Genomic DNA, 25,493 nt, shown 5'->3' with positions numbered 1-25,493 from the left:
ACACCCACCCGACACCGAAGGAGGAAACCGATGTTGATGCGCACCGACCCGTTCCGCGAGCTGGACCGCCTCACCCAGCAGGTCTTCGGCACCGCCGGAACCTGGTCGAAGCCGGCGGCGATGCCGATGGACGCCTACCGCACCGGCGACGAGTTCGTGGTCTGCTTCGACCTGCCCGGCGTCGCCCCGGACGCCATCGACCTCGACATCGAGCGCAACGTCCTGACGGTCAAGGCGGAGCGCCGGCCGCTCCCCGGTGGGGACGACGTCCAGATGCACGTTTCCGAGCGGCCGCTGGGCGTGTTCTCCCGCCAGCTGTTCCTCGGCGAAAGCCTCGACACCGACCACATCGCCGCCGACTACGAAGCGGGCGTGCTGACGCTGCGCATCCCGGTCGCCGAGAAGGCCAAGCCCCGGCGCATCGAGATCGGCGGCGACCGGTCCGGCCGCAAGGAAATCAAGGCCTGATGCACGAGCGGGCGCGCGCCGCGGCGGAGAGGATCTTCGCCGCGGCCGCCGAACTCGGCACCACCCGCCAGGAAGCGATCCTCGTGACCCGGGCGGTCCACGCGGTCAAGAAGGGCCGCCCGACCGAGGTCGCGCTCACCGACACGCCCCAGCACCGCCGCCGCAGGCTGGCCCACGTGGCCGGCTGCGAGCTGTGGGAGCCGGGCATCGACCCCGACGAAGTCCTCGCGGCGGTCGTCAGCGCGGGCCGCACGGCTCCCCAGGAGCGGAAACCCCCTGCCGACCGCCGAGCCCCCTCCAGCGCGCAAGCCACCGCGGCGGCCTGATCAGGCGCTCGGCCGCTTCCGACCCGAGCGGGCCGGAAGCGGCCGGTTGCGGCCGGGAGGCCCCGCTGGTCGCGGCCATGCCGCCGGAAACTGTCGGTGGTCGCCGGTAGTGTGGAAAACGGGGGGCGCCCCCGCGACCGGGCAGTGCCCCCGCGACCGGGCAGTGCCCCCGCGACCGGGCAGTGCCCCCGCGACCGGGCAGTGCCCCCGCAACCGGGCAGTGCCCCCGCAACCGGGCAGTGCCCCCGCAACCGGGCAGTGCCCCCGCAACCGGGCAACGCCCCGCAACCAGGCCGGCTCGCGAGCGTTCCCGCTCCCCCGCCGCCGGCCCGTTCCCTACTCCTCCACCCGCCGCACAGTCACCGCCGGCTCGCTGCCCGTGCCGGACAACGGCGTCGACCCGAACCAGTCCAGGCACACCACCATCGCGTCGTCTTCGGCCTGGCTACCGTGCCGCCGGGTCGACAGCTCCCGCAGCATCGCGCCCGGCACGTGCGCCGCCGGCAGCTCCGCCGTCGCCGTCACCGCCTCGGCGAGCTCCCGGTCGCCGTACCGCTCCCCGTGCGGGCCGAGCGCGTTGTAAACCCCGTCGCTCACGAAGACGAACCGGTCGCCGTCGGCCGCCTGGAACCCTTCGAGCGCGTAGATCGTCCCGTCGAACGTTCCCAGCGGGAGCTGCTCGTCGAACAGGATCCGCTCGGCCTTCCCGTCCCGCAGCCGCCACAGCCGCGGCGAACCGGCGTCGACCACCGTCACCGCGCCGGTGCCCAGGTCGAACTCCAGCAGCAGCGCGGCCACGTGCTCGGCGCCACGGTAGTGCGCGTACAGCGCCTGGTCGGCGAGCTCGGCCTGCGCGTCGAGCGGGATGCCGGCGCGCCGGGCGTTGCGCAGCGCGTTCACCGCCAGGTTCGTCAGCAGCGCGGCTTCGCTGCCCTCGCCCATGCCGTTGATCAGCGTGACGGCGAGTTTGCGGGCGGAGGCCGACCAGTCGAAACAGTCCCCGTAGATGGCGTACGCGGGCTCGAGCTGCCCGCCGAGCGCGAATTCGGCGCGGGTGCACGCCCGCCCCGGCAGCAGCTGCCACTGCATCTCCGCCGCCAGGGTCAGCCGCGAGGACCGCCGCGCCTGGATGTACAGATCGGTGTCCCGGTCGGCGACGAACAGCTCGTGGGCCAGCGCCTCGGCGAACCGCTGGAGCTCGGCCCACACCTGCGGCTCGGGTTCGCTGGGCAGGGTGACGGCCAGGACGCCCAGCCGGTCGCCGCGGACGCTGACCGGCAGGTAGCCGGTGACGCGGTCGCCGTCGCGGGAGAACGTCGCCGCCTGCGTGAGGAACGCCGCACCCTGGGTCGTGCCCTCGACCGGGATCGGCTCCGTCGTGTAGGGCTGCTCGCCCACCTGGCACAGTTCGGTCAGCGCGTAGTCCGCCATCAGCAGCTCGACCACCTCGGCGCCGAAGTGCTCGCCGAGCCCGGAGCGCAGGGCGCCGGGCAGGTCGTGCGGTGGCACGTCACGGAGGAGACGCTCCACCGCCAGGGATCTGTCCAACGCCTGCCTCCTGCTCACGCACCCGTGCCGGGATCGGTTCTGTCGAGTCTGCGCCGCTCCGGCGCGCCGGTCCACGGCGAGTCGCGCGAGCTGTGCTGCCGGTTCAGCATAGGGATGCCAAAGTGGACGCCGTGGATCCATCCCGCGAGCAGGCCGCCCCGGAGGGGACGGCTGCCGTGTCGGACCTCGCCCTTCTCCTGGAGACGGTCGTCGAGGGCGAGCGGGACGTTTCACCGCGCCCGCTGTCGGTGTCGCAGCTGCGCGCGGTCGTCGCGCTGGATCGCCACGACGGGGTCAACCTGCGGCAGCTGGCCGAGCAGCTGGGCTCGACGCCGCCGCTGGTCAGCAGGCTCTGCGACCGGCTGGAGGCGGTCGGGTTCCTCGAACGCCTGCCCAGCGCGCGCAGCCGGCGGGAGCTGACGCTGCGGCTGTCCGACCGCGGGCGGGCGTACCTGCAAGAGCTGCGGGCACGGCGGCGGGACCGCGTCGAGACGCTGCTGGCGAAGATGAGCCCCGCCGGCCGGACCGCGCTGGCCGCCGGGCTGCGGGAGTACCGGGCGCTGGCCGAGGCGGCCGGGGACCTCCCCGATTTGCGTTCCTGATACAACTGTTGTTATATGACAATCACTCAGTCGGCGTACAGCAGAGCGCGCCTTCAACACCGGAGGAGGAGTCGGTGCTGGGCACGGACGACAGCCAGGTCCGCACGGTCTTGGCGCGCATGCTGGAGGAGGACCGGACGGCGCTGGCCCGCGACTGGGCCGGGCAGGAGCCGGGCGAAGGCGACCGGAACGGCCATGACCTGCGCCGCGAAGCCGTCGAGCTGCTGGAAGCCCTCCGGCTCGCGCTCGCCGGCACGCTCCCGGTGTCCCGGATCGTCGACCAGGACCCGGCGGTGCGGGACGCGCTGACGTCGCTGTCGGAACGCCGCGCCCGGGCCGGCGCCCAGCCGTCGGCCACCGCCATGGCGATCCTCGCGCTCAAGCGCACGATGCTGAGCGCGATCGAGCGGCACACCGACGACTCGGCCCTGCGCTACCGGGCCGCGCTGCTGGTCAACGAGCTGCTCGACAGCGCGGGCGTGCTGACCTTCGAGGTTTACTCGGCCGGTCGCGAGCAGATCATCCGCGAGCAGCACAACCAGATGCTCGAACTGTCCACCCCGGTCGTGCGGCTGTGGCGCCACGTCCTCGCGGTGCCGCTGATCGGCACGCTCGACAGCGCCCGCACCCAGGTCGTGATGAACAGCCTCCTGGAGTCGATCCAGGCGAACGAGGCGCGGGTGGCGATCATCGACATCACCGGCGTCCCCACGGTCGACACCGCGGTGGCGCACCACCTGCTGCAGACCGTCAGCGCCGTCCGGCTGATGGGCGCGGAGTGCGTGATCAGCGGCATCCGCCCGTCGATCGCGCAGACCATCACCCAGCTGGGCATCGACCTCTCGCACATCGTCACCCGCGGCTCGCTGGCCGACGCGCTGGCGACCGCGATGCAGCTGCTCGGCGACAGCGCCCGCCCGGGCGCGGTGACCGGGTGACCGCCGGCCTGCCGATCCTGCGGCTGGGGGACATCCTGCTCAGCGGGCTGCTGAGCGACCTGGACGACAAGACGGCCCTCGCGTTCACCGAAGAGCTGACCGAGCGGATCGCGAACGAAGGCATCCGCGGCGTCATCATCGACATCTCGCGGCTGGAGATCATCGACTCGTTCGTCGCGCGCGTGCTCATGCAGCTGGCCGGCACCGGGCGGCTGCTGGGCACGCGGATGATCGTGGCGGGGATGCGCCCGGCCGTCGCGCTGACCCTGACCGAGCTCGGGCTCCAGCTCACCGGCGTCCGGACCGCGCTCAACGCGGAACAGGCGATGGAGCTGCTGGGCTGGCGCCGTCCCGCCGAGGCCGCCGAAGAGGCGCCTCATGCTTCCTGACGAACGGACCGTCCCGTCCGGCGAGCACCCGGTCCGGGTGGAGGAGGACCTCCTCACGGCCCGGCACGCCGTGCGGGCGGCCGCGGTCGCCGCCGGGTTCACGATCGTCGACCAGACGAAGATCGTCACCGCGGCCAGCGAACTGGTCCGCAACGCCTACATCCACGGCGGGGGCGGCACCATGACCGTCGAGGCCGTCCGGGACCCGGCCGGGCGGCTCGGGATCCGGCTGCGGGTGCGCGACGAAGGCCCCGGGATCGCCGACGTCGACCAGGCGATGACCGACGGCTTCAGCACCGGCGCCGGGCTCGGGCACGGCCTCGGCGGCACGCGGCGGCTGGTCGACGAGTTCGACCTCGACACCGCGCCCGGCCGCGGCACCACCGTCACGGTCGTGCGCTGGAAGCCATGACCGCCACCGTCGCCGGCCTGACGCGCCGGATCCGCGTCGACCACCCCAGCGCCGGGTACGCCGCCGCCCGCCTCGCCCGCGAAGCCGCGCACGAGGCCGGGCTCGCGGGCGTGCTCGCCGACCGCGCCGCGGTGGTGGCGGCCGAACTCGCGGGCAACGTCGACAAGCACACCGGCGGCGGCTCGGTGTTCGTGCAGCGATCGCTGACCGGGCGCGGCGTCGACGTGCTGGCCGCCGACGACGGTCCGGGCATGGCCGACCTCGATCACTGGCTGCTCGACGGCAACACGACCACCGCCACCCTGGGCACCGGCTTGGGCGCGGTGAAGCGGATGGCGGCCGAGTTCCGGATCACCTCCTCCCCCGCGGCCGGGACGCTCGCCGCGGCCCGCCTGCTCGACCCCGCCGTGCCACCGCCCCGCCGCGCGACCGGGCACTTCCGCCTGCCGCGTGAGGGCGAGGAGTACTGCGGTGACGCGATCGCGCTGGCCGACGTCACGGGCAGCCGGACGGCCGTGGTCGCCGACGGGCTCGGCCACGGACCGGACGCCGCCGAAGCCGCGGACGCGGCGCTGCGCGTGTTCACCGAGAACCCGGACCGGCCGCTGCCCCACCAGCTCACGAACATGCACCGCGCGCTGCGCACGACCCGCGGCGCGGCGGTCGCGCTCGTGCGGATCGCGCCGCGGCGGCTCGAGTTCTGCGGCGTCGGCAACGTCAGCGGCGCGAGTCTCGGCGACGGGCCGTCCCGGCTGCTGCTCAGCACGCCCGGCGTCGTCGGGTTCACCCTGCCGTCGGCACCGGTCCGGCACCTGGCGCTGGCCGAGGACGACGTCGTCGTCCTGCACACCGACGGGGTCGGCACCGGCTGGCGCGTCCCCGGCCGGGCGCCGGACCTGCTGCTGCTCGCCGCGGACCTGGCCCACCGGCACCGGAACGCCCGCGACGACGCCGCGATGCTCGCCCTGCGCGCGGACCGGTCCGCCTGATGCGCCCCGACCTGGCCCGGATCCGGCGGCGCCTCCGCACGGCCTGCACCGAAGCCGGGGTGCCCACCGACGACCGCGGGCGGCTGGTCCTGGCCGTCACGCTGCTCGCCGAACCGGCGCTCACCGCGGGCGAGAACGTGGACGTGGCGACGGCGGCGTCGGACCGGCGGCTCGCCGTCACCGTGCAGCTGGACCACGCCGTCACCCAGGGGACCCGCGACGCGCTGCCGCTGCTGCCCGAGCGCGCCGACGGCCGGACGCTGACCTGGCACCTCACCGGTGGCGGACCGGCGGCCCCGCCCGACCCCGACGACGACCGGGCGACGCGCGAAGAGATGCTGGCGCTGGTGGCCCGCGCCGACACCCTCGCCAACGAGCAGCGGGACCTGAAGCACGAGCTCGCCGAGACCAACAGCGGCGTGCTGGCGATGTACGTCGAGCTGGAGCAGCGGGACGAACAGCTCCGCCGCGCGCACGCGGCGATCTTCCGCGAACTGGAGGATGCGCTGCGGCCGCGGCCGCCGGTGGTGCCGGGCCTGGAGCTGGCCGTGCACTATTCGCCGACCGACCAGGACTCCCCCACCGGCGGCGACCTGTACGACTGGTTCGTCCTGCCGGACGGCCAGGTCCACGTGACCCTGGTCGACGCGGTCGGCCACGGGGTCACCTCGACCCGGCACGCACTGACGGTCACGCACGCGATCCGCACCCTCGCGCTGGAGGGGCACCCGTTCCGCGACCTGGTCGCGCACGCGTCCCACACTCTGGCGGCGATCGAGCCGGGCCTGATGGCCACGGTCCTGCTGGCCCGGCTCGACCCGGTGACCGGCCGCACCCGGTTCGCGAACGGCGGCCACCCGGAGCCGGTGCTGGTCACGGGCGCCGAGCCGGCGCGGCTGCTGCCCCCGCCGGCGCCGGGCCGCGGGGTCGGCTTCCCCGACCCGGGCACCCGCGAGCTGGTCGAGGTGACCCTGGCCGAAGGCGACACGGTGCTGCTCTACACCGACGGCCTGGTGGAGAGCCGCAAGGACGTCGACGAAGGCCAGGCCCGGCTGCTGGTGCTGGCCGGGGCCCACCGGACGTGGCCGACCGCGGACCTGCCGCGCGAGCTGGTGACCCGGATGCACGACGTCGTGCTGCACGCGGACGACACCGTGGTACTGGCCCTGCGCCGGCGCCCTACTGAGGCCCGCTGGTCAGCGAAAGGTTGAACGTGTACCGCGACGCCCGGTAGACGTGCCACCCGTACTCGACCACGCGCCCGGTGTCGTCGTAGGTCGTGCGCTGCATGGTGAGCAGCGCCGCCCCCGGCTCCTCGCCGAGCAGCTCCGCGTCCTCTTCGGTCGCGAGCCGCGCGCCGATGTTCTGCTCGGCCGCGTGCAGCCGCACGCCGGCCGACCGCAGGAGCTGGTAGAGCCCCCGCTCGCGCAGCTCGTCGTCGGCGGGGTCGATGACGCCGTCGGGCAGGTAGTTGTTCATCAGGGCGAGCGGCTCGCCGTCGGTCGAGCGGAGCCGCTTCAGCCGCCGGACGTGCGTCAGCCCGGGCGCTTCGAGCAGCTCGGCCACCTCGGCCGAGGCCTCTTCGACCCGGTTGACCAGCACCGCCGACTCCGGCTTGCCGCCCAGGCCGGCGAGGTCGTCGAACAGGCTGCTCAGCCGCAGCGGGCGGGCCACCTTCGTGCGGACGACCTGCGTGCCGACGCCACGCCGCCGCACGAGCAGGCCCTGGTTGACCAGCGTCTGGATCGCCTGGCGGATCGTCGGGCGCGACAGGCGCAGGCTCGCGGCGAGGTCGACCTCGTTGTCCAGCCGCGCCCCCGCCGGCAGCCTGCCGTCTTCGATCGCGGCGTGTAGCTGCCGGGACACCTGGAAGTACAGCGGCTCGGGGCTGCCCGGGTCGAGGATGATCTCGCGCCCCGCGTTCCAGGCCGGGAAGGTGGCGTCCAGCTCGCTCATCCGCGAAGCCTACCGCCTGAGCGCCACCTGTTGGGATGACGTGTTGTCCATATGTCTTGACAAAGTTCCGGTCAGCTGGAATCGTCGCCGTCGGAGGCACGAAGGGCGCGCCTCGAAGAGCGGCAGCGAGGAGTGGGCACCGTGATCGACGTGCTGCGGCGCATCGTCGCCCGACGCGTGCACGAGCCGGAAGCGATCGCCGAGGCCGCCGCGAACCGCATCCGGGCCGCGTCCCCCTTCAACGACCGGGGCCGCACGATGATCATCGCGGCGGACCACCCCGCCCGCGGCGCGAACGCGGTCGGCGGCAACCCGACGGCGATGGCCGATCGCGGCGAGCTGCTGGAGCGGCTGTGCCTGGCGTTGGAGCGCCCGGGCGTCACCGGCGTCCTGGCCACCGCGGACATCATCGACGACCTGCTGCTGCTCGGCGTGCTCGACGGCAAGACGGTGCTCGGGTCGATGAACCGCACCGGGCTGGCCGGGTCGAGCTTCGAGGTCGACGATCGGTTCGCCTGCTACGACGCGGAAGCGATCGAGCGGATGCGCTTCGACGGCGGCAAGACCCTGACCCGGATCTGCCTGGCGGACCCGGCCACCCCCGGCGTCCTGGAAAACACCGCGAAGGCGGTCAACGAGCTGGCCGACCGGAAGCTGATCGCCATGGTGGAGCCGTTCCTGTCGACCTGGGTCGAGGGGCGCCTGCAGAACGACCTCTCCCCCGACGCCGTCATCAAGTCGATCACGATCGCCGCCGGTCTCGGCCGGTCCTCGGCCTATACGTGGCTCAAGCTCCCCGTGGTGGACGAGATGGAGCGCGTGCTGGCGTCGTCGACACTGCCGGCCGTCCTGCTGGGCGGCGAGGTCAAGGATCAGGACGCGGCGTTCGCCGCCTGGCAACGGGCCCTGACCCAGCCGACGGTGCAGGGCCTGGTGGTCGGCCGGTCGCTGCTCTACCCGCAGGACGGCGACGTCGCGAAGGCCGTCGACACCGCGGTCGGACTGCTGTGAACCCGTACCGGCGCCACTACCCGGAGGACACCGTGAACACCATCGAACACTGGATCGACGGCGCTGCCACCCCAGCGGGCTCCACCCGCACGGCACCGGTCTACGACCCGGCCACCGGGCAGCGGCAGGCTTCGGTGCTGCTGGCCGAAGCGTCCGATGTGGACACCGCGGTCGCGGCCGCGGGCAAGGCTTTCGAGGCCTGGGGCAACTCCTCGCTGTCGCAGCGGATGAAGGTGATGTTCGCCTTCCGCGAGCTGCTGGTGCGGCACGAAGACGAGCTCGCCCGGATCATCTCCGCCGAGCACGGCAAGGTGATCGAAGACGCCCGCGGCGAGATCGTCCGCGGCCGCGAGGTCGTCGAGTACGCCTGCGGCATCGCCGACGCGCTCAAGGGCAGCTTCTCCGACCAGGTCTCCCGCGATGTCGACGTGCACGACTTCCACCAGCCCCTGGGCGTGGTCGCCGGGATCACGCCGTTCAACTTCCCGATCATGGTGCCGCTGTGGATGCACCCGATCGCCATCGCCACCGGCAACACGTTCGTCCTCAAGCCCAGCGAACGCGACCCGTCGGTCTCGAACTTCGTCGCCCGGCTGTACGCCGAGGCGGGGCTGCCGAGCGGCGTGTTCAACGTGGTGCACGGCGACAAGACGGCGGTCGACGCGATCCTCGACCACCCCGGCATCGCGGCGGTGTCCTTCGTCGGCTCCACTCCCATCGCGAAGTACGTCCACGAACGCGCCACCGCGGCCGGCAAACGCGTCCAGGCGTTGGGAGGCGCGAAGAACCACGCGGTGGTCCTGCCCGACGCCGACCTGGAGTACGCCGCCGACCACCTCACCGCCGCGGCCTTCGGCTCGGCCGGCCAGCGCTGCATGGCCATCTCGGTCGGCGTCGCCGTCGGCCCGGCCGGCGACAGGCTGGTGCAGATCCTCGAACGCAAGGCCCGAGAGGTGAGGGTCGGCCCGGGCACCGACCCGGCCAGCGACATGGGCCCGGTGGTCACCGAAGCCGCCCGCGAGCGAGTGGTCCACTCGGTCACCCGAGGCGCGGAGCAGGGCGCGAAGGTCGTCGTCGACGGCCGCGACCTGAAGGTCGAGGGCCACGAAGAAGGCTTCTTCGTCGGACCGTCCCTGCTGGACGAGGTGACGCCGGAGATGGACGCGTACCGCGAGGAGATCTTCGGCCCGGTCCTGTCCATCGTCCGCACCGAAACCCTCGACGAGGCAATCGCGGTCATCAACGCCAACCCCTACGGCAACGGCACGGCGGTCTTCACCGCCAGCGGCGAAGCGGCCCGCAAGTTCCAGCGCGAGGTCAAGGTGGGCATGATCGGCGTCAACGTCCCCATCCCGGTCCCCATGTCGTACTACTCGTTCGGAGGCTGGAAGGACTCCCTGATCGGCGACACCCCCATCCACGGCCCGGCGGGCGTCCGCTTCTACACCCGCGCAAAGGTGGTCACCACCCGCTGGCCCCACACCGAAGCCGCCTTCAACTTCCCGACATCCAGCTGAGCCCCACGCCCGCGCGCGGGGGTTCGCCCCCTCCGGGGCGGGCCGCGACTGAAGGACAGGCGCCCGCTGGCAGCCGCAGCTGCGGACGCCGCCGTTCGAGCCGCCGGCCAGCCGGTCGGTCGGCCGGCCAGCCGGTCGGTCGGCCAGCCAGCCGGTCGGTCGGTCGGTCGGCCAGCCAGCCGGTCGGCCGGACAGCCAGCCGGTCGGCCGGACAGCCAGCCGGTCGGCCGGACAGCCAGCCGGTCGGCCGGACAGCCAGCCGGTCGGTCGGCCAGCCAGCCGGTCGGTCGGCCAGCCAGCCGGTCGGCCGGACAGCCAGCCGGTCGGCCGGACAGCCGGTCGGTAGGTCAGGCAGCCGAGCGGGCAGGCAGGGCGGGCGAAGTGGTCGGCCGGTCCACCTCCGGACCGCCCTGGCCGGGACAGGGGCACAGCCCGCTCCCGGCGCGCGCTTTCGCCCTCGAACGAAGGCACCCCCCTTCCCGCCCCGAGCCGAGGAACCCACCTCCCCAGCCGAGCCGAGGCAGCCCCCGCTCAGCCGGCCGCGGCCACTGCCATCCCGACCCCGACCCATCGCGGCCCCCACCCCGAGCGGCGCCACCGGCCCAAGCCGCCGAGGCGCGCTCCACCCGCAACCGGAACCCTCTTCTCCGTTTTCCGGTACCGTGGCAGCAGCCCGCCAAAGGAGGCCACCGTGGGGTACCGGACTTCGCTCCCGAAGAACGCCGTTCAGCGCGTCAACTCTTGCGTCGGCTCGCTTCGGACGTCACCGCGCTGGGGGCGGCTGGTCCGCCGCCACCTCACCCAGATCACCTACACCGGCCGGCGGTCGGGTCGCACCGTCAGCACCCCCGTCGGGTACCGGCGGGCCGGCGATGTCGTCACCATCCGCGTGATGATGCCCGATGCGAAGTCGTGGTGGCGCAACTTCACCGGGGACGGCGCTCCGCTCACCCTCGAACTCGACGACACCGAGCGCACCGGGCACGCCGTGGCCCGCCGGGACGCCAAAGGGCGGGTCACCGTGACCGTGCACCTCGCGGGCCGCGAAGCCTAGCCCGGCTGCGCGGCCATCCCGTGCCACAGCAGGTCGGCGAGCTCCGCCGCGTCGTGCTGCCAGTCGCCGTTCGGGTCGAGCCACAGCAGGCCGCCCAGGCCTCGCATCACCAGCACCGGGGTCAGGCCCGGGCGGACCGTTCCGGCCGCCACGTTGGCTTCGAGCATCGCCGCCACCGCGCCGAGCATGTCCTCGAACGCGTCGCCCGGGAGCTCGCCGCGGGCCGCCGTTGCGGTTCGCAGGGCGTCGGCCAGGCCCTTCTTGGTCATCATGTAGTGGGCGACGTGATCGGTCACCCACACCCGGAGCGCTTCGTCCGGGGCGTGCTTGTCCAGCAGCACCGGCACCACTTCCACGATGTGCCGGACCTCCCGCCGGTAGACCGCCAGGATCAGCGCCTCCGGCGTCGGGAAGTGGCGGTAGACCGTGCCGACGCCGACCTCGGCCTGCTTGGCGATCGCGTTGAACGAGACCTCACCCGTTTCGGCCAGCGATGCCGCCGCCGCGATGAGGATGCGTTCGTGGTTGCGCCGCGTGTCCGCGCGGCGGGGGCTGACCGATCCGGTCGTCATCGTCCCTCCCGGAGGTCGTGCCGTCCCGCTGAATCTAGCCGAGTGCTGGAGCAACTCCAGGCTGCCCGTTTCGTTGCCAAGCGGATTGTAATCCGCTAGCCTCGCGACCGAGTGAAGCGGATGACTATCCGCTCCCGCCTTCACCGCCCCACCACACCGTCGGGCAGCATGCCCGGCTCCGCGGAAAGAGACCAGTGGACATCTCACTCGAAGTCAACGGCACCACCGAACACCTGGACGTCGATCCCGGCGTCACGCTCCTGGACGCGCTGCGCGAACGCCTCGCCGTCACCGGCCCGAAGAAGGGCTGCGACCGCGGGCAGTGCGGCGCCTGCACCGTGCACGTCGGCGGCAAGCCCGTGCTGTCGTGCCTCACCCTGGCCGCCACCGTCCGGCAGCCGGTGACGACCGTCGAAGGACTGTCCACAGAGGACGGGATGCACCCGGTGCAGCAGGCGTTCGTCGATCAGGACGCCCTGCAGTGCGGGTTCTGCACCGCCGGGCAGATCATGTCGGCGGTCGCCGCCGTCGAGCAGGACGTCGCCGATGTGCGGGAGTTCATGTCCGGCAACCTCTGCCGGTGCGCGGCCTACCCGAACATCGTCAAGGCGGTCGAGCAGGCGAGGCGGGCCGATGCGTCCCTTTGAGCTGACCGCACCCACCACCGTCGAGGCGGCGGTCGCCACGCCCGGCACGTACCTCGCCGGCGGGACGACCCTGGTCGACCTGATGAAGCTCGACGTCCTGACGCCGGAGCACGTCCTCGACATCAACGACGTGCCGTTGCGCGGCATCGACACCACCGACGGCCTGCGCTTCGGCGCACTGGAGCGGATGGGCACCATCGCCGCGCACCCCGGCGTGTACCCGGCGATCTCGCGCGCCCTGCTGCTGAGCGCGTCCCAGCAGCTGCGGAACATGGCCAGCATCGGCGGCAACCTGCTGCAGCGCACGCGGTGCTCGTACTTCCGCGACGTCGCCATGCCGTGCAACAAGCGCGTCCCCGGCAGCGGCTGCTCCGCGCTCACCGGCGCCAACCGGATGCACGCGATCCTCGGCACGAGCGAGTCGTGCGTGGCCACGCACGCCAGTGACGTCGCCGTGGCCCTGATCGCGCTCGACGCCCGCGTGCGGCTGGCCGACGCGTCCGGCACCCGCGAGGTCGCGCTCGCCGACTTCTACGAGCTGCCCGGCGACACCCCGGCCGTGGAGAACGACCTGCGCCCCGGCGAACTGATCACCGAGGTGGTCGTGCCGCGGCTGGACTGGGCGGCCAACTCCACCTACGTCAAGGTGCGCGACCGGCAGTCCTACGAATTCGCGCTGTGCTCCGCCGCCGTCGCGCTCGACGTCCGGGACGGGATCGTCGCCGACGCCCGGGTCGCGGCCGGCGGGGTCGGGACGGTGCCCTGGCGGCTGCCGTCCGTCGAGGCGGCCCTGCGCGGCGCCCCGGCGACCGAGGCCGCCTTCGCGTCGGCCGCCGCGGTGGCCGCCGACGGCGCGCAACCGTTGTCCGAGAACGGGTTCAAGGTGCCGCTGCTGCAGCGGACCATCGTCCGGGCCCTGCTCGAACTGACCGAGGGGAGCTCCCGATGATCACCCGGCTCGACGCGCCGCTGAAGGTCACCGGCGGCGCCAAGTACGGCGCCGACCACACCTTCCCCGGCATGGTCTACGGCTACGTCGTGCTCAGCACGATCGCCCACGGCGAAATCGAGGCCGTGGACGCCACCGCGGCGAAGAGCGCGCCCGGCGTGCTCGAGGTGTACACCCCGTTCGATCCGCTGCCGCTGAACACCCCGAGCCTGCCGGTGTTCGGCGAGACGTGGGTTCCGTTGCAGGACAAGGAAGTTTCCTACTACGGTCAGCCGATCGGCTTCGTCGTCGCGGAGACGTTCGAGCAGGCCAGGGACGCCGCGTCCCTCGTCGAGGTCGCCTACCGCGAGCGACCCGCCCGCACCTCGCTCACCGAGTTCCTCGACGCGGCCGAAATGGCGCCGCCGACGTTCAACGGCGCTCCCCCGGAAATCGAGGTGCTCGAAGACGGCGTCGACTCCATCGAGGCCGCCCTGGCCGCGAGCCCGGTGGTCGTCGAGGCGACCTACACCACCGCGACGCAGAACCACGCCGCCATGGAGCCGCACTCCGCGGTCGCGGTGTGGGACGACGACGAGCTGACTGTCTACAGCGGCAACCAGGCCTCCGACATGCAGGCGACGGAGCTGGCCGTCGCGCTCGGCGTCCCGCGGGAAGCCGTGCACGCGGTCAACCCGTTCGTCGGCGGCGCGTTCGGCGGCAAGGGACGCACGTCCACGCCGGCGTTCCTCGCCGCGGCGGCGGCCCGCGCCCTGGGCCGCCCGGTGAAGGCCGCGCTCACCCGCGAGCAGGTCTTCACCGCCACCGCCGGCCGGGCCTCGACGATCCAGAAGCTCGCGATCGGCGCCGAGCCGGACGGCACCCTGGTCGCCCTGCGGCACGACTCGTGGTGCCACACCGACACCGCGCGCTCGTTCGTCGAACCGACGTCGCACGGCACCTCGCGCGAGTGGTACGCCACGAGGAACCTGTCGATCACGCAGCGGATGGTGCCGCTGAACGTCCCGCCGACCACGTTCATGCGGGCCCCCGGCGAGGCACCCGGCTCGTTCGCGCTGGAGAGCGCGATCGACGAGCTCGCCGAGAAGCTCGGCATGGACCCGATCGAGCTGCGCGTGCGCAACAACTCGACCGCCCCGCCCGGCCACGACCTGCAGTGGTCGAGCAAGCACCTCGACGAGTGCTTCCGGGTCGGCGCGGACCGCTTCGGCTGGGCGCACCGCCCGGCGGGCTCGCGCACCGACGGCGACTGGCTGGTCGGCACGGGTGTCGCCACCGCGGTGTTCCCCGCGCTGCGGTTCCCGGCCACCGTCGGCATCACGCTGCGGGCGGACGACACCGCCGACGTCGCCACGAGCGGCGCGGACCCGGGCACCGGCCTGCTGACCGTGCTCTCCCTGGTGGGCGCCGAATCGCTGGACATCCCGGCGGACCGGATCACCCCGCGCCTGGGCGACTCGACCCTCCCGCCGGGCGGCATGTCCGGCGGCTCGACGGCCACGGCGAGCGCGGGCACGGCGATCATGCTCGCCGCCGCCAAGGCGATCGACGAGCTGACCGCGCTCGCCGCCGACCCCGGTGCGCCGTTCGAAGGACGCCAGGTCACCTACGCCGACGGCCGCGTCTTCGCCGACGGCGAGTCGATGACGTTCGGTGAGCTGCTGCGCGCCGTGGGCCGCGAAACGCTCGAGGTGACCGGGACGTCGGCACCGGGCGAGGAGATGACCAAGCACTCCTTCGCCTCGTGGGGCGCCCAGTTCTGCGAGGTCCGGGTGCACAAGTGGACGCGCGAGGCGCGCGTGTCCCGGATGCTCGGGGTGTTCGACGCCGGCCGGATCATCAACGACAAGGCGGCCCGCAGCCAGATCATGGGCGGCATGATCTGGGGTGTCTCGGCCGCGCTGCACGAGGGCCTGGAGATCGAGGCGAACGGCCGGCTCGCCAACGGCGACTTCGCGAGCTACCTGCTCCCGGTCAACGCCGACATCCCCGAGGTCGAGGTCCAGTTCGTCGAGTACCCCGACACCCTGCACAACGCGGTGGGCGCGCGGGGCCTCGGCGAAATCGGCACGGTCGGCATGGCGGCGGCGGTGGCCAACGCCGTGTACAACGCCACCGGCATCCGGGTCCGGCACATCCCGATCACCATCGAGGACCTCCTCGAGGGCCTCGAAGGCTGACGCCCGCGGGCAGGGCGTTGCCGGACGCCCTGCCCGCGCGGCAGCAGGAATTCACGGTGTCGCCACGCGCTTGGCCAATACGGGCCCGGCGCCGTTATCCATCCGCGACAACCTCGGGGACGGAACGCCCATGACGGCGGCCCGTCCGCGGTCCTAGGCTGACGGGCACTTCCCCCGACAGTCCACGAAGGGACCCCCCGCATGACCGACCCCGTCGTCCCCACCACGTCCGGCGCGGTCCGCGGTCAGGTCACCCCCGCCGGCGCGGTGCTCTTCCGCGGCATCCCGTACGCCGCCGCGCCCGACGGCGAGCTGCGCTTCGCCGAGCCCGTCCCGGCGCCACCGTGGGAGGGCGTCCGCGACACGCGGAGACCGGGGCCGACGGCGCCGCAGCGCCGTCACGACGTGCCCCGCCTCGACCTGACCCCGCTCACCGGCACCGGCTGGCGCCCGGGGCCGGAGTACCTGACGGTGGACGTCTGGACGCCGCAGCCGGGCCCCGCTTCCCTGCCGGTGCTGGTGTTCGTGCACGGCGGCTCGTTCATCGGCGGCGCCGCGTCCGCCGCGGTCCACGACGGCACGGCGTTCGCCCGCGCCGGTGCCGTGCTGGTGACCGTGCAGTACCGCCTCGGCATCGACGGCTTCCTCCCGCTGGACGGCGGCGCGACCAACCTCGGCCTGCGCGACCAGCTCGCCGCCCTGCACTGGGTGCAGGAGAACATCGCCGCGTTCGGCGGCGACCCGGCCAACGTCACCCTCTTCGGCGCGGCGTCGGGCGCCGTCAGCGTCGCCTGCCTGCTCGGCTCGCCGCTCTCGGCGGGGCTCTTCCACCGTGCGATCGTCCAAAGCGGACACCCGGACATGGTCCGCGACGGCGTCCAAGCCCGGCGGCTGGCCAAGGTGGTCGCCGACGAGCTGAAGGCCGAACCGACCGCGGAGGCGTTCCGCAAGGTGTCGACCGAGCAGCTGCTCGACGCCCAGGACGCGGTCCTCCGCCCGGGCGGCGCCCCCGACCTGCGCGACGCGCTGGGCTACGACCGCGGCTACGGCTTGAGCCCGTTCCTCCCGGTCTTCGGTGACGACGTCCTCCCCCGCCACCCGGCCAAGGCGATCAAGGCGGGCGCGGGCCGCGACGTCGACCTGATCGCGGGCAGCTGCAGCGAGGAGATGCGGCTCTACCTGGTGCCGACGGGCGCGCTGGAAGCGGTCAACGACGACCAGGCGGTGGCCTCCCTGGCGGTGTCGCACCCGGACCCGGTGGGCGTGCTGCACGCGTACGGCCTCGGTTCGGGGAGCCCGGCGGGCGAGGTCCTGGTCGCGGCCCTGACGGACCTGGTCTTCCGGGACGGCGTGCGCGACCTCGCCGAACACCACACCGGCCGGACGTTCCGGTACGAGTTCGAGTGGGGCTCGCCCCTGCTCGATGGCAGTCTGGGCGCGTGCCACGGGCTGGAGCTGCCGTTCGTGTTCGGCGCGCTGGACGCGCTCTCCGGGCCGCGCGGCCTGCTCGGCGAGAACCCGCCGCACGAGCTGGCCACCGAGCTGAACGGCGCCTGGTACCGCTTCGCGACGACCGGTTCGCCCGGCTGGGCGGAGTACACGGGCGAGGACACGATGTTCCACGTGTACTGACTCGCGCGGCGCGGGCCGGGTGACCGGCGATGTCCCGCCGCGCTGGGCACCGGCCCGGTTTCCCTGCGCGACGGGCAGATCACGAACCGGTCGAGGGCTTTGCTCCAGCGGGCTGGCTCCGGGCCGGGACGGTTGACTATTCCCCTTCCCCGCTGCCAGGCTCAGGCCGCCCGGACGGCCGGATGAACGGGGACCACCGATGCCCGAGGCGGGCTCTGCCGCACCGCCACGCGCCTTCGTCCGCACGCTGCTGCGCAGGGGCACTCCCGCGGAACCCGCCGAGCCCGTTGCCGACAGCACCGACCTCACCGCCGTCGGCGAGGCGACGCTCGCCCGCGCGTCGCGCTACTGGGTGGCCATCCCGCTGGCCTACCGGGTCGCCGCGTTCGTCAAGGTGTTCATCGGGTTCACCGCCTCGAACGGCGCGCTCGGGCTGGGGCCGGTGCTGGGCGCGACCGTCTTCGCCGTGGTGGCCAACACCGCCGCGATCGTCTGGGTGCTGCGCTCGGGCGGGCTGCGGGCCCGCCTCACCGGCCGCGCCCTCGGTCTGGACCTTTCCCTCGGCGTGGCCCTCAACCTCGTGGTCGCCGTGGCGGCTCCGGCCGGGATCCAGCCCTTCGCCGTCGACGTGTCCTGGACCTGGCTCGTCGGCTCGGTCGCCATGTGGGCCGGCACGTCCGGGCTGCCCGCGGCCCTGTGGCTGTTCGCGGCGGCGGTCCCGCTCCGGGCCGCGCTGACCCTGGCCGGCGGGCTGCCCCTGGACCACCCGCTCGCCCTCACGCGGTCGATCGGCTGCATGGTGGCGCTGGCCGTGGCGATCGTGCTCGCCGTGGCGATCCTCATCATGCTCGGCGTCGGCACGCGGTTCGCGGTGGACATCGGGCTGCGGCGCGGCCGCGAAGCCGAGCGCCGCCGGACCCGCCGCATCATGCACGACAGCGTCCTGCAGACCCTCGAAGCGCTGGCCATCTCGGCACCGGGCGACGACGCCCACGCCGTCACGCGGCTGGCGGAGCTGCGTTCGGTCGCCAAGGCCGAAGCGGCCGAACTGCGCCGCCGGATCACCGAGCCGGTGCCGAGCGGGCCGACACGCGGGTTCGCCGTCGAGCTCGCCGACGTCGCCACCGAGCTGGCGCGCGACGGCCTGCGCACGCAGCTCGTCGCCGCGGACTTCGCCGACGACCACAAGGTCTCGCAGGACCGGCGCACGGCGTTGTGCGAAGCGGTCCGGGAAGCGTTGCGCAACACCGTGAAGCACTCGGGGACGAAGCAGGTCGTGCTGCGCGTGGAGCAACGCGACGGCGGGATCGCGGTGGTGGCCCGCGACCAGGGCCAGGGCTTCGACGTCCGTGACCGGCCACCGGGCTTCGGCATCAGCCAGTCCATCATGGCCCGGCTGGCCGAGGTCGGCGGGCACGGCACGGTGGACTCGCAGCCGGGCCGCGGCACCCGGGTGACCATGTGGGTGCCGGGCTGAGGGCTCGGTGGTGGAATTTTAGACCTTGACCGCGAGCGGCACGCGCACCGCCACGAAGTCCGGCCGCTGCCGCAGCGCGAACCCCAGGGAGAGGTAGAGGCGGATCGCCGAGGTGTTGCCCGCGGCCGCGTGCATCATCGGGATCTCGCCGCGCTCGCGGATGCCCGCCGCCACGGCGAGCACCAGCCGGGTCGCGAGGCCCTGCCCGCGGTGCGCCGGATCCGTGCAGACCGCGCTGATCTCCGTGTAGCCCGGCGGGTGCAGGCGCTCGCCGGCCATGGCGACGAGCGCGCCGCCGCGGCGGATGCCGAGGTAGGTGCCGAGCTCGACGGTCCGCTTCCGGAACGGCCCCGGCCGCGTCCGCTCGACGAGGTCCAGCATCTCCGGCACGTCCGCGGGGCCGAGCCGCACGGCTTCGGGCTCGGGCGCGGCCGCGACCCCCTCGTCGACCAGCTGCACGCCGGGGATCTCGTCGAGCACCTCCCAGCCGGACGGCGGCCGCTCGGCGGTCGCGGCGAGCACGACGGTCGCCCCCGGCCCGGCGAGCGCGGCGACGTCCCGCCAGTCCTGCTCGCCCGGGTCGTCGGGCAGGGCCAGGAACGGCGCGACGTCCTCCGGGTAGCGCCGGACGCGCCCCTGCCGTTCCGCGAAGTGGGCGTGCGGTCCGGTCAACGACGCCCAGGTCGGGTTGTCCAGCGGAGAAGCCATGCCTCCAGCATGCTGATCCGGGCCGGGTGGCCGCCGCCACTCCCACATCCTGGGTAGGGTGCGCACGTGGGTTCCCAGGTCCCGGTGTGGATTCCGATCGTCGTCGCCCTGCTCGGCCTCGCCGGGGTGATCCTGACCCAGGTCCTCTCGGGACGCCGGGAGGCCCGGCGGATGGCCGAAGAGGCCGCTCGCGAAGAGCGCCGGTGGCAGCGCGAACGCGAGGCCCGGACCCACGAGACCCGCGCCGAGGCTTACGCCCGGCTGATGGGCGCCCTCGAGGCGTTCGACGGCGTGCTGTTCCAGGCCCGCGCGATCCGCGAATCGAGCGGCGACCTCGACGAACACCAGCTCGCCGAGCTGCGGGAGGTGCGCAGCGAGGCCCAGCACGCGCTCGGTCCCGTCGTGCTGCACGCGCCGGAGGCGGTCCGCCGGCTGGTCAGCGACGCCACGCTGCCCCGGATGCGGCTGGCCGCGATGCTGCTCGACCCGGACGACAACTGCACCAGGATGCGGCCCGCCTGGGACGCCGGCCAGCGCGGTTACCGCGTCATGCGCGCCCGGATGCGTGCCGACCTCGGGTTCGACGCGGAGCCGGTGGACGAGCTGTACGGCGTTCAGCCGACCGCGGTCAGCTCCTCGTCGGAAAGCACCTCGGACCCGGCCGAAACGACCAGCCGGCCGCCCGCGACCTGATAGCGGTAGTCGCCGTTGACCGCGACGAAGCCGTCGCCTTCGGCCTGGGCCGGCAACACGATGTGGGTGTCGTCCGAGGCCGCCTGCCCGCGGGCCTGGCCGTCGTAGAAGATCCGGCCGTCGGGGGTCCGGCAGATCGTGACGACGGACTTCCCGGTCTGCGCCACGAGCAGCGCCGTGCCCGCGCCGCCGGGCAGGTAGCGTGCCGCGTCCGCCGGGCACGGTTTGTCCGCCGGTGCCGAGGTGGTGGTCGTGGCCGGCGTGCCGGGCGGGGCGACGCCGTTCACGGTCGTGACGACGGTCTTGGTCGTCGGCAGGGTGGGCGTCGTGTACTCCGGGAACGGCCCCGACGCGAACGGCGAGGGCCGCGAGCGCCCGGTGAACAGCAGGACGCCGCCCACCGCGACACCGGCGACCACCATCAGCGTCAGCAGCACCCACAGCGCCCGCGCGCGGGCCCGGCCCGGTGCCAGGCCGGCGCAGGTGCCACAGCGCCCGGCGGCGGGGTCGTTGACCGCGCCGCACTGCGCACACGTCCAGGGAAAACCCGCCATCGGGCCTCCTTCGGCCGGCGCCACGCCACGCCGGTGTCCCCCATCGTCACCGACGGCGGCACCGGCTGCAACGGCTCGTGGCTAGCCCTGCACGACGTTGACCATCCAGGGAATGCCGAACCGGTCGACGCAGGCGCCGAATTCGTCGCCCCACATCTGCTTTTCGAACGGAACCGTCACGGTGCCGCCCTCGCTGAGCTTGTCCCAGTAGCCACGCAGGTCGTCGGCGTCGTCCCCGCTGAGGCTCACGGAGATGTTCGTGCCCGGGTTGTGTTCCATTCCGGCCGGGGTGTCCGACGCCATGAGCGTGAAGCCGTTTTCCGCTTCCAGCTGGGCGTGCATGACCTTGTCCGCGTCCGCTCCTTCGGGTGAGCCGAATTCCCCGAACGTGTTCAGGGTGAGCGTGCCGCCGAAGACACCCTTGTAGAACTCCATGGCCTGCCGCGCGTCGTCGCGGAAGCTCAGGTACGGGTTGAGACGAGAAGCCACGGCCATCTCCTTCGATCGGACGAGAGCAGCATCCTCGCAGAACGCCCGGCCTGCGCCAATCGGCGGATTTTCAGGGGCGGATCAGACCACGAACCGCCGCTGCGCGAGGCGGTTCCAGCGGCAGCGCACCGTGCAACGCCGCCCGGGCGCGCAGCTCCAGCGCCCGGTCCAGCTGCCGGGCCCCGGGCGCCGCGGTGTGGAACGTGCCGCGGTCGAACAGGTACACCAGCGCCAGCTTCCCTTCGCGCCGCCCGCCCGGCTCGGCGAATTCGACGGTGGCGAACCGCAGGGAGCCGCCGTAGCCCGCCCTGGCCAGCCGGTCCGCGACGTCGACCAGGTCGCCGGTCAGCACGCGCAGGTCGCGGTTGCGCCGCCAGCACCGGACCGTCGAACGGCCGTGGAGGTCCTGCGTCACCAGCGGGTGCACCGGCAGCCGCGCCGACGTCGCGGCGATCAGCTCCGCCTCGGTGCGGGCCAGCGCGTCCCCGTCGACCTTGAAGTCGACCGTGCCGCCGCCGGTGGGCGCCAGGCCGAGCGCGGCCCGCATCCGCGGGGCGGCCGCGGCGAGGGAGTAGAGGGACTGCAGGTGCGGGCGGGAGGTCCAGCACCGGACGAGCTTGCTGTCCAGCAGGGTCACGACGAACGTTCCTATCCTCATCGGAGGCCGCCGGGCCGGGCGCACTGGCAGTGTCCACTGTGGACGTCAGGCGCGGGGACGCGGGGCCGGAGAGGACAGCATGCGCCCGCGCCGCCCGTTCCGGACCGGATCTTCCGCCGTGGCGCGGCGAACGGCACCGGTCCGCCGCCGAACGGTCACTCCGGGCAGGTTCCGCCGATCAGCGGTATTCCTCTCGCCTCACGCGGTGGCGATCACGACCTTGCCGAAGTTCTCCCGGCTCTCGAACCGCCGGAAGGCCGCTTCGGCGTCCTCGAACGAGTGAACGCTGTCGATGACCGGCTCGACGGGCCACACGTCGAGCCACCGGAGCAGGTCTTCGGTGTCCTCGCGGCTGCCGACCCAGACCTTCCGCACGCTCGCCCCGCTGCGGAACAGGTCCATGAAGCCGATCGGCGGCCCGCTCCGGCCGACGAACCCGACGAGCGCTATCTCGGCGCCGTGCGTCCCGGCCGCGACCAGCGACTGCGCGAACGTGCCGGGACCGCCGACCTCGACGATCCGGTCCGCGCCCCGCCCGCCGGTGGCGTCGAGCACCGCCTTGCCCCAGTCCGGCGTCGCGACGTAGTCGATCACCGTGTCCGCGCCGAGCCCGGTCAATTTCGCCGCCTTGCCCGCACTCGACGTCGTCGCGACGACCCGCGCCCCGCGCGCCTTCGCCAGCTGCACGGCGAACAGCGAGACGCCGCCGGAGCCGAGGGTCAGCACGACGTCGCCCGGGCGCACGCCGCCGAGCGACGTCCAGGCCGTGACGGCGGCGCACGGCAACGTCGCACCCTGCTCGAAGGTCAGCGAATCCGGCAGCGCGACGAGCGCGTGCTCCGGGACGGCGCGGTATTCGGCGAGCCAGCCGTCCCGGCCGTTGCCGTAGCCCACCACGGTCTCCGGCATCCGGCCGGCGATCCAGTCCGCGTGGAAGGCGTTGAGCACCCGATCCCCCTCGGCGAAGCGCGTGACCCCCTCGCCGGCCGCCACGACCTCCCCGGCGGCGTCCGACACCGGGATCAGCGCCTCGGTCCCGGTGCCGAAGTGGTCGCCGTTCAGGATGAGCAGGTCCCGGTAGTTCAGCGACACGGCCCGCACCCGGACGAGCACCTCGCCGCGCCGCGGCTCGGGGATCGGCTCTTCGCGCTGCACCAGGCGGCCGGCTCGGGGACGGTAGACACGCACCACGGCTCCTCATGTTAACCAAATGACTAACATCGACCATGGCACAGCGGCTCGCGTCCGGGCAACCGGGATACTCGGGGCATGGCCAGCCGCACCGCGACCCCCTTGGAGCACCCGGCTCTCGAAGACGTCTCCTTCGCCGCAGCCCTGGAAGCCCTGCGCGACCCGCACCGGCTGGCCATGGTCGCCGCGCTCGCCCGGGAACCCGGCCAGTCGTGCGGCGCGATCATGCCACCGGTCAGCAAGCCCGCCGCGTCCCGGCACTTCAAGATCCTCCGCGCCGCCGGCCTGCTCCGGCAGTGGGACAGCGGCACGCAACGGCTGAACACCCTGCGCCGCGAAGAGTTCGACACCCGCTTCCCCGGCCTGCTCGACCTGGCTCTCGCCGAAGCAGCACGCGGCTGATTCTGCGCATTCCTCATCAACCGGACTTTTAGCGTTGCTAATAGTTCTGGGTCAGAGCTACCTTCGGGAGCATGACCGAACTCGCCGACCGGCTGCTGAGCGCCGTCCAGGGGGTCCGCCGGGTGGTGCGCCGCCGGGTACGGGCCGAAGTGCCGGGCAGCCCGCTGCCCGGCGCCCAGGTCGAGCTGCTGCGGGTCGTGGCCGACCAGCCCGGCATCGGGGTCGCCGCCGCCGCCCGTGAGCTGCACCTGGCGAACAACTCCGTCAGCACGCTGGTCAACCAGCTCGCCGACGCGGGCTTTGTGCGCCGCGAAGCCGATCCCGCCGACCGGCGCGCGGTCCGGCTGGAAATCACCGCCGCGGCCGCCGACCGGATGGCGGCCTGGCGCCGCGCCCGCACCGGGCTCGTCGCCGACGCCCTCGCCCGGCTGTCCGAAGAGGACACGGCGGCGATCGAGCAGGCGTTGCCGGCCCTCGAAAAACTCATGGGCATCCTGAAGGAGCAGGCATGACCGAACCCGCGGCGGTGCGCTGCACCGGCCTGAGCCACTCGTTCGGCGCCACCCGCGCGGTGGACGGCGTCGACCTCGAAATCCGCCCGGGCGAGGTGTTCGGCCTGCTCGGCCCGAACGGCGCCGGCAAGACGACCACGCTCCGGATGATCACCACGCTGCTGCCGTCCGCGCCGGACCGCATCACGGTCTTCGGCGTCGACGTCGCGCGCCGCCGGATGGCCGTGCGGCGGCTCATCGGGTACGTCCCGCAGCAGCTGTCCGCCGACGGCGCGCTCACCGGCCGCGAGAACGTCGCACTGTTCGCGAGGCTTTTCGACGTGCCCCGCCGCGCGCGGGCCGAGCAGGTGCGGCTCGCTCTGGAGCTGGTCGGGCTGGCCGGCGACGCCGACCGCACGGCCAAGACGTACTCCGGTGGCATGATCCGCCGCCTGGAACTCGCCCAGGCCCTGGTCAGCTCGCCCCGGCTGCTCGTGCTCGACGAGCCGACGATCGGGCTCGACCCGGTCGCGCGGTCGTCGGTGTGGGACCGCATCGGCTCGATCCGCGAGTCGACCGGCATGACCGTGCTCGTCACCACGCACTACATGGACGAAGCCGAGCAGTACTGCGACCGCGTCGCCTTGATGCACACCGGCCGGATCCGCGCGCTGGGCACCCCGGCCGAGCTGGAGGCCGCCCTCGGCCCGGAGTCCACTTTGGACGACGTGTTCCGGGCGACGACGGGGAACCGGCTCGACCACGAAGAAGGAGGGATCCGCGGTGTCCGTGCCACTCGCCGTACCGCCCGCCGCCTCGGCTGAGGAGGGCCCGCTGCGCCGGCTGCGCGTGCTCGGCGCCCGCGTCGGCGCGATGTGCCTGGTGGAGCTGCAGAAACTGCGCCGCGACCAGACCGAGCTGCTCACCAGGGCGATCCAGCCCGCGCTGTGGCTGCTGATCTTCGGGGAGACCTTCACCCGGCTGCGCGCGATCCCGACCGGCTCGACGCCGTACCTCGACTTCCTGGCGCCGGGCATCCTGGCCCAGTCGGCGCTGTTCATCGCGATCTTCTACGGCATCCAGATCATCTGGGAGCGCGACGCGGGCGTGCTCGCCAAGCTCCTGGTGACCCCGACCCCGCGCGCGGCGCTCGTCGCGGGCAAGGCGTTCGCCGCCGGGGTCCGCGCGCTCGTGCAGGCGCTGATGGTGCTGATCCTGGCCGCGGTCCTCGGCGTCGGCCTGACCGCGAACCCGCTGAAGCTCCTCGCCATGGCCGCCGTCCTCGTGCTCGGTTCGGCGTTCTTCTGCTGCCTGTCCATCGTGATCGCCGGGATCGTGCTGTCGCGGGAACGGCTGATGGGTATCGGCCAGGCGATCACCATGCCGCTGTTCTTCGGCTCGAACGCGCTGTACCCGGTGGACCTGATGCCGTCGTGGCTGAAGGTGCTCAGCCACGTCAACCCGCTGAGCTACCAGGTCGACGCGCTGCGCGGCCTGCTCATCGGTACTCCCGCCCACCTCGGGCTCGACTTCGCCGTGCTGGCGGCGGCGACGGCGGTGGCCGTTTCGGTCGCCTCGGCCCTGCTCGGCAGGTTGGCCCGATGAGGCCCATGTCTCACCGAACGGAAGCTTTATCGCCC

Annotated in this window: 29 protein-coding genes; 21 read left to right on the top strand and 8 right to left on the bottom strand. The window is 73.3% G+C overall.

Annotated elements, in window-relative coordinates:
• Positions 1–30: 30 nt before the first annotated feature.
• Together ACWEGE_RS42690 and ACWEGE_RS42685 are read left to right on the top strand one after the other, a co-directional pair.
• Complete coding sequence (locus tag ACWEGE_RS42690) at positions 31–468, top strand: Hsp20/alpha crystallin family protein (RefSeq protein WP_449666210.1); 438 nt, start codon at positions 31–33, stop codon at positions 466–468.
• Positions 468–794, top strand: coding sequence for a hypothetical protein (locus ACWEGE_RS42685; protein WP_449666209.1), 327 nt, complete (start codon positions 468–470; stop codon positions 792–794). Before ACWEGE_RS42690 ends, ACWEGE_RS42685 begins: the two co-directional genes overlap by 1 nt.
• A 336-nt stretch (positions 795–1,130) precedes the next feature.
• Here ACWEGE_RS42685 and ACWEGE_RS42680 read toward each other — a convergent pair whose 3' ends face one another.
• Positions 1,131–2,342, bottom strand: a complete 1,212-nt coding sequence (locus tag ACWEGE_RS42680; RefSeq protein WP_449666208.1) for a PP2C family protein-serine/threonine phosphatase — start codon at positions 2,340–2,342, stop codon at positions 1,131–1,133.
• 176 nt (positions 2,343–2,518) lie between these two features.
• Between ACWEGE_RS42680 and ACWEGE_RS42675 the strand changes: the two genes are divergently transcribed.
• From ACWEGE_RS42675 to ACWEGE_RS42650, 6 genes are all read left to right on the top strand, one after another.
• Complete coding sequence (locus ACWEGE_RS42675; RefSeq protein ID WP_449666217.1) at positions 2,519–2,944, top strand: MarR family transcriptional regulator; 426 nt, start codon at positions 2,519–2,521, stop codon at positions 2,942–2,944.
• Between the two features lie 74 nt (positions 2,945–3,018).
• Positions 3,019–3,882 carry an STAS domain-containing protein gene (locus ACWEGE_RS42670; protein WP_449666207.1) on the top strand — a complete coding sequence of 288 codons (864 nt, stop codon included), beginning with the start codon at positions 3,019–3,021 and terminating at the stop codon, positions 3,880–3,882.
• Positions 3,879–4,271: an STAS domain-containing protein gene (locus ACWEGE_RS42665; RefSeq protein WP_449666206.1), complete on the top strand. Its 393-nt coding sequence runs from the start codon at positions 3,879–3,881 to the stop codon at positions 4,269–4,271. Before ACWEGE_RS42670 ends, ACWEGE_RS42665 begins: the two co-directional genes overlap by 4 nt.
• Positions 4,261–4,683: an ATP-binding protein gene (locus ACWEGE_RS42660; protein ID WP_449666205.1), complete on the top strand. Its 423-nt coding sequence runs from the start codon at positions 4,261–4,263 to the stop codon at positions 4,681–4,683. Before ACWEGE_RS42665 ends, ACWEGE_RS42660 begins: the two co-directional genes overlap by 11 nt.
• Complete coding sequence (locus ACWEGE_RS42655; protein ID WP_449666204.1) at positions 4,680–5,672, top strand: SpoIIE family protein phosphatase; 993 nt, start codon at positions 4,680–4,682, stop codon at positions 5,670–5,672. The genes ACWEGE_RS42660 and ACWEGE_RS42655 overlap by 4 nt, the downstream gene beginning before the upstream one ends.
• Positions 5,672–6,883, top strand: coding sequence for a PP2C family protein-serine/threonine phosphatase (locus tag ACWEGE_RS42650; RefSeq protein ID WP_449666203.1), 1,212 nt, complete (start codon positions 5,672–5,674; stop codon positions 6,881–6,883). Before ACWEGE_RS42655 ends, ACWEGE_RS42650 begins: the two co-directional genes overlap by 1 nt.
• Here ACWEGE_RS42650 and ACWEGE_RS42645 read toward each other — a convergent pair.
• On the bottom strand, positions 6,852–7,628 hold the full coding sequence (locus ACWEGE_RS42645; RefSeq protein ID WP_449666202.1) for a GntR family transcriptional regulator: 777 nt from the start codon (positions 7,626–7,628) through the stop codon (positions 6,852–6,854). The genes ACWEGE_RS42650 and ACWEGE_RS42645 overlap by 32 nt on opposite strands.
• A gap of 141 nt (positions 7,629–7,769) precedes the next feature.
• On the opposite strand from ACWEGE_RS42645, the gene ACWEGE_RS42640 reads away from it, so the two are divergent.
• From ACWEGE_RS42640 to ACWEGE_RS42630, 3 genes are all read left to right on the top strand, one after another.
• Entirely contained in the window at positions 7,770–8,639 is an 870-nt protein-coding gene (locus tag ACWEGE_RS42640; RefSeq protein ID WP_449666201.1) for a Cgl0159 family (beta/alpha)8-fold protein, read from the top strand.
• A gap of 32 nt (positions 8,640–8,671) precedes the next feature.
• Complete coding sequence (locus ACWEGE_RS42635) at positions 8,672–10,156, top strand: CoA-acylating methylmalonate-semialdehyde dehydrogenase (RefSeq protein WP_449666200.1); 1,485 nt, start codon at positions 8,672–8,674, stop codon at positions 10,154–10,156.
• Positions 10,157–10,847: 691 nt separating this feature from the next.
• Positions 10,848–11,210 carry a hypothetical protein gene (locus ACWEGE_RS42630; protein WP_449666199.1) on the top strand — a complete coding sequence of 121 codons (363 nt, stop codon included), beginning with the start codon at positions 10,848–10,850 and terminating at the stop codon, positions 11,208–11,210.
• On the opposite strand, the gene ACWEGE_RS42625 is transcribed toward ACWEGE_RS42630, so the two are convergent.
• Positions 11,207–11,782 (bottom strand): TetR/AcrR family transcriptional regulator, encoded by a 576-nt coding sequence (locus ACWEGE_RS42625; protein WP_449666198.1) that lies wholly within the window; start codon positions 11,780–11,782, stop codon positions 11,207–11,209. The genes ACWEGE_RS42630 and ACWEGE_RS42625 overlap by 4 nt on opposite strands.
• Positions 11,783–11,976: 194 nt before the next feature.
• Between ACWEGE_RS42625 and ACWEGE_RS42620 the strand changes: the two genes are divergently transcribed.
• From ACWEGE_RS42620 to ACWEGE_RS42600, 5 genes are all read left to right on the top strand, one after another.
• Positions 11,977–12,429, top strand: a complete 453-nt coding sequence (locus ACWEGE_RS42620; RefSeq protein WP_449666197.1) for a (2Fe-2S)-binding protein — start codon at positions 11,977–11,979, stop codon at positions 12,427–12,429.
• Positions 12,416–13,378, top strand: a complete 963-nt coding sequence (locus ACWEGE_RS42615) for an FAD binding domain-containing protein (protein WP_449666196.1) — start codon at positions 12,416–12,418, stop codon at positions 13,376–13,378. The genes ACWEGE_RS42620 and ACWEGE_RS42615 overlap by 14 nt, the downstream gene beginning before the upstream one ends.
• On the top strand, positions 13,375–15,558 hold the full coding sequence (locus tag ACWEGE_RS42610; RefSeq protein WP_449666195.1) for a xanthine dehydrogenase family protein molybdopterin-binding subunit: 2,184 nt from the start codon (positions 13,375–13,377) through the stop codon (positions 15,556–15,558). The genes ACWEGE_RS42615 and ACWEGE_RS42610 overlap by 4 nt, the downstream gene beginning before the upstream one ends.
• A 201-nt stretch (positions 15,559–15,759) precedes the next feature.
• Positions 15,760–17,190: a carboxylesterase/lipase family protein gene (locus tag ACWEGE_RS42605; RefSeq protein ID WP_449666194.1), complete on the top strand. Its 1,431-nt coding sequence runs from the start codon at positions 15,760–15,762 to the stop codon at positions 17,188–17,190.
• Positions 17,191–17,389: 199 nt separating this feature from the next.
• Positions 17,390–18,667 carry a sensor histidine kinase gene (locus ACWEGE_RS42600; protein WP_449666193.1) on the top strand — a complete coding sequence of 426 codons (1,278 nt, stop codon included), beginning with the start codon at positions 17,390–17,392 and terminating at the stop codon, positions 18,665–18,667.
• Positions 18,668–18,685: 18 nt separating this feature from the next.
• Here ACWEGE_RS42600 and ACWEGE_RS42595 read toward each other — a convergent pair whose 3' ends face one another.
• Positions 18,686–19,375 (bottom strand): GNAT family N-acetyltransferase, encoded by a 690-nt coding sequence (locus ACWEGE_RS42595; RefSeq protein WP_449666192.1) that lies wholly within the window; start codon positions 19,373–19,375, stop codon positions 18,686–18,688.
• A gap of 66 nt (positions 19,376–19,441) precedes the next feature.
• Here ACWEGE_RS42595 and ACWEGE_RS42590 point away from each other — a divergent pair, with 66 nt between their 5' ends.
• Positions 19,442–20,068 carry a hypothetical protein gene (locus tag ACWEGE_RS42590; RefSeq protein ID WP_449666191.1) on the top strand — a complete coding sequence of 209 codons (627 nt, stop codon included), beginning with the start codon at positions 19,442–19,444 and terminating at the stop codon, positions 20,066–20,068.
• Here the strand turns inward: ACWEGE_RS42590 and ACWEGE_RS42585 are convergent.
• The 4 genes from ACWEGE_RS42585 to ACWEGE_RS42570 form a co-directional block, all read right to left on the bottom strand.
• A complete protein-coding gene (locus tag ACWEGE_RS42585) occupies positions 19,990–20,622 on the bottom strand; it encodes a hypothetical protein (RefSeq protein WP_449666190.1) in 633 nt (210 codons plus the stop codon). The two genes, ACWEGE_RS42590 and ACWEGE_RS42585, sit on opposite strands and share 79 nt — an antisense overlap.
• An 81-nt stretch (positions 20,623–20,703) precedes the next feature.
• Positions 20,704–21,111 (bottom strand): VOC family protein, encoded by a 408-nt coding sequence (locus ACWEGE_RS42580; RefSeq protein ID WP_449666189.1) that lies wholly within the window; start codon positions 21,109–21,111, stop codon positions 20,704–20,706.
• A gap of 70 nt (positions 21,112–21,181) precedes the next feature.
• Positions 21,182–21,748 carry a PspA-associated protein PspAB gene (gene pspAB, locus ACWEGE_RS42575; RefSeq protein ID WP_449666188.1) on the bottom strand — a complete coding sequence of 189 codons (567 nt, stop codon included), beginning with the start codon at positions 21,746–21,748 and terminating at the stop codon, positions 21,182–21,184.
• A 219-nt stretch (positions 21,749–21,967) separates the two neighbouring features.
• The gene (locus ACWEGE_RS42570) at positions 21,968–22,957 is read right to left on the bottom strand and encodes a zinc-dependent alcohol dehydrogenase family protein (RefSeq protein ID WP_449666187.1); all 990 of its coding nucleotides are present in this window, start codon (positions 22,955–22,957) and stop codon (positions 21,968–21,970) included.
• An 81-nt stretch (positions 22,958–23,038) separates the two neighbouring features.
• Between ACWEGE_RS42570 and ACWEGE_RS42565 the strand changes: the two genes are divergently transcribed.
• From ACWEGE_RS42565 to ACWEGE_RS42550, 4 genes are all read left to right on the top strand, one after another.
• The gene (locus ACWEGE_RS42565) at positions 23,039–23,362 is read left to right on the top strand and encodes an ArsR/SmtB family transcription factor (protein WP_449666186.1); all 324 of its coding nucleotides are present in this window, start codon (positions 23,039–23,041) and stop codon (positions 23,360–23,362) included.
• A 71-nt stretch (positions 23,363–23,433) separates the two neighbouring features.
• The gene (locus tag ACWEGE_RS42560) at positions 23,434–23,874 is read left to right on the top strand and encodes a MarR family winged helix-turn-helix transcriptional regulator (RefSeq protein WP_449666185.1); all 441 of its coding nucleotides are present in this window, start codon (positions 23,434–23,436) and stop codon (positions 23,872–23,874) included.
• Positions 23,871–24,677, top strand: a complete 807-nt coding sequence (locus ACWEGE_RS42555; protein WP_449666184.1) for an ABC transporter ATP-binding protein — start codon at positions 23,871–23,873, stop codon at positions 24,675–24,677. The genes ACWEGE_RS42560 and ACWEGE_RS42555 overlap by 4 nt, the downstream gene beginning before the upstream one ends.
• Positions 24,637–25,458: an ABC transporter permease gene (locus ACWEGE_RS42550; RefSeq protein ID WP_449666183.1), complete on the top strand. Its 822-nt coding sequence runs from the start codon at positions 24,637–24,639 to the stop codon at positions 25,456–25,458. Before ACWEGE_RS42555 ends, ACWEGE_RS42550 begins: the two co-directional genes overlap by 41 nt.
• Positions 25,459–25,493: the final 35 nt, after the last annotated feature.

This window comes from Amycolatopsis sp. NPDC004747 (assembly GCF_053601335.1).
The sequence above is the reverse complement of the archived record's forward strand: the minus strand, read 5'-3'. Positions and strand labels throughout refer to the sequence as shown.

Bases quoted from the DNA above. Each gene is read 5' to 3' on its own strand.
- ACWEGE_RS42660 (WP_449666205.1), top strand. From the start codon at position 4,261: ATGCTTCCTGACGAACGGACCGTCCCGTCCGGCGAGCACCCGGTCCGG.
- ACWEGE_RS42565 (WP_449666186.1), top strand. From the start codon at position 23,039: ATGGCCAGCCGCACCGCGACCCCCTTGGAGCACCCGGCTCTCGAAGAC.
- ACWEGE_RS42615 (WP_449666196.1), top strand. From the start codon at position 12,416: ATGCGTCCCTTTGAGCTGACCGCACCCACCACCGTCGAGGCGGCGGTC.
- ACWEGE_RS42645 (WP_449666202.1), bottom strand. From the start codon at position 7,628: ATGAGCGAGCTGGACGCCACCTTCCCGGCCTGGAACGCGGGGCGCGAG.
- ACWEGE_RS42690 (WP_449666210.1), top strand. From the start codon at position 31: ATGTTGATGCGCACCGACCCGTTCCGCGAGCTGGACCGCCTCACCCAG.
- ACWEGE_RS42625 (WP_449666198.1), bottom strand. From the start codon at position 11,782: ATGACGACCGGATCGGTCAGCCCCCGCCGCGCGGACACGCGGCGCAAC.
- ACWEGE_RS42650 (WP_449666203.1), top strand. From the start codon at position 5,672: ATGCGCCCCGACCTGGCCCGGATCCGGCGGCGCCTCCGCACGGCCTGC.
- ACWEGE_RS42585 (WP_449666190.1), bottom strand. From the start codon at position 20,622: ATGGCGGGTTTTCCCTGGACGTGTGCGCAGTGCGGCGCGGTCAACGAC.
- ACWEGE_RS42600 (WP_449666193.1), top strand. From the start codon at position 17,390: ATGCCCGAGGCGGGCTCTGCCGCACCGCCACGCGCCTTCGTCCGCACG.
- ACWEGE_RS42560 (WP_449666185.1), top strand. From the start codon at position 23,434: ATGACCGAACTCGCCGACCGGCTGCTGAGCGCCGTCCAGGGGGTCCGC.
- ACWEGE_RS42555 (WP_449666184.1), top strand. From the start codon at position 23,871: ATGACCGAACCCGCGGCGGTGCGCTGCACCGGCCTGAGCCACTCGTTC.
- ACWEGE_RS42605 (WP_449666194.1), top strand. From the start codon at position 15,760: ATGACCGACCCCGTCGTCCCCACCACGTCCGGCGCGGTCCGCGGTCAG.
- ACWEGE_RS42685 (WP_449666209.1), top strand. From the start codon at position 468: ATGCACGAGCGGGCGCGCGCCGCGGCGGAGAGGATCTTCGCCGCGGCC.
- ACWEGE_RS42595 (WP_449666192.1), bottom strand. From the start codon at position 19,375: ATGGCTTCTCCGCTGGACAACCCGACCTGGGCGTCGTTGACCGGACCG.
- ACWEGE_RS42610 (WP_449666195.1), top strand. From the start codon at position 13,375: ATGATCACCCGGCTCGACGCGCCGCTGAAGGTCACCGGCGGCGCCAAG.
- ACWEGE_RS42655 (WP_449666204.1), top strand. From the start codon at position 4,680: ATGACCGCCACCGTCGCCGGCCTGACGCGCCGGATCCGCGTCGACCAC.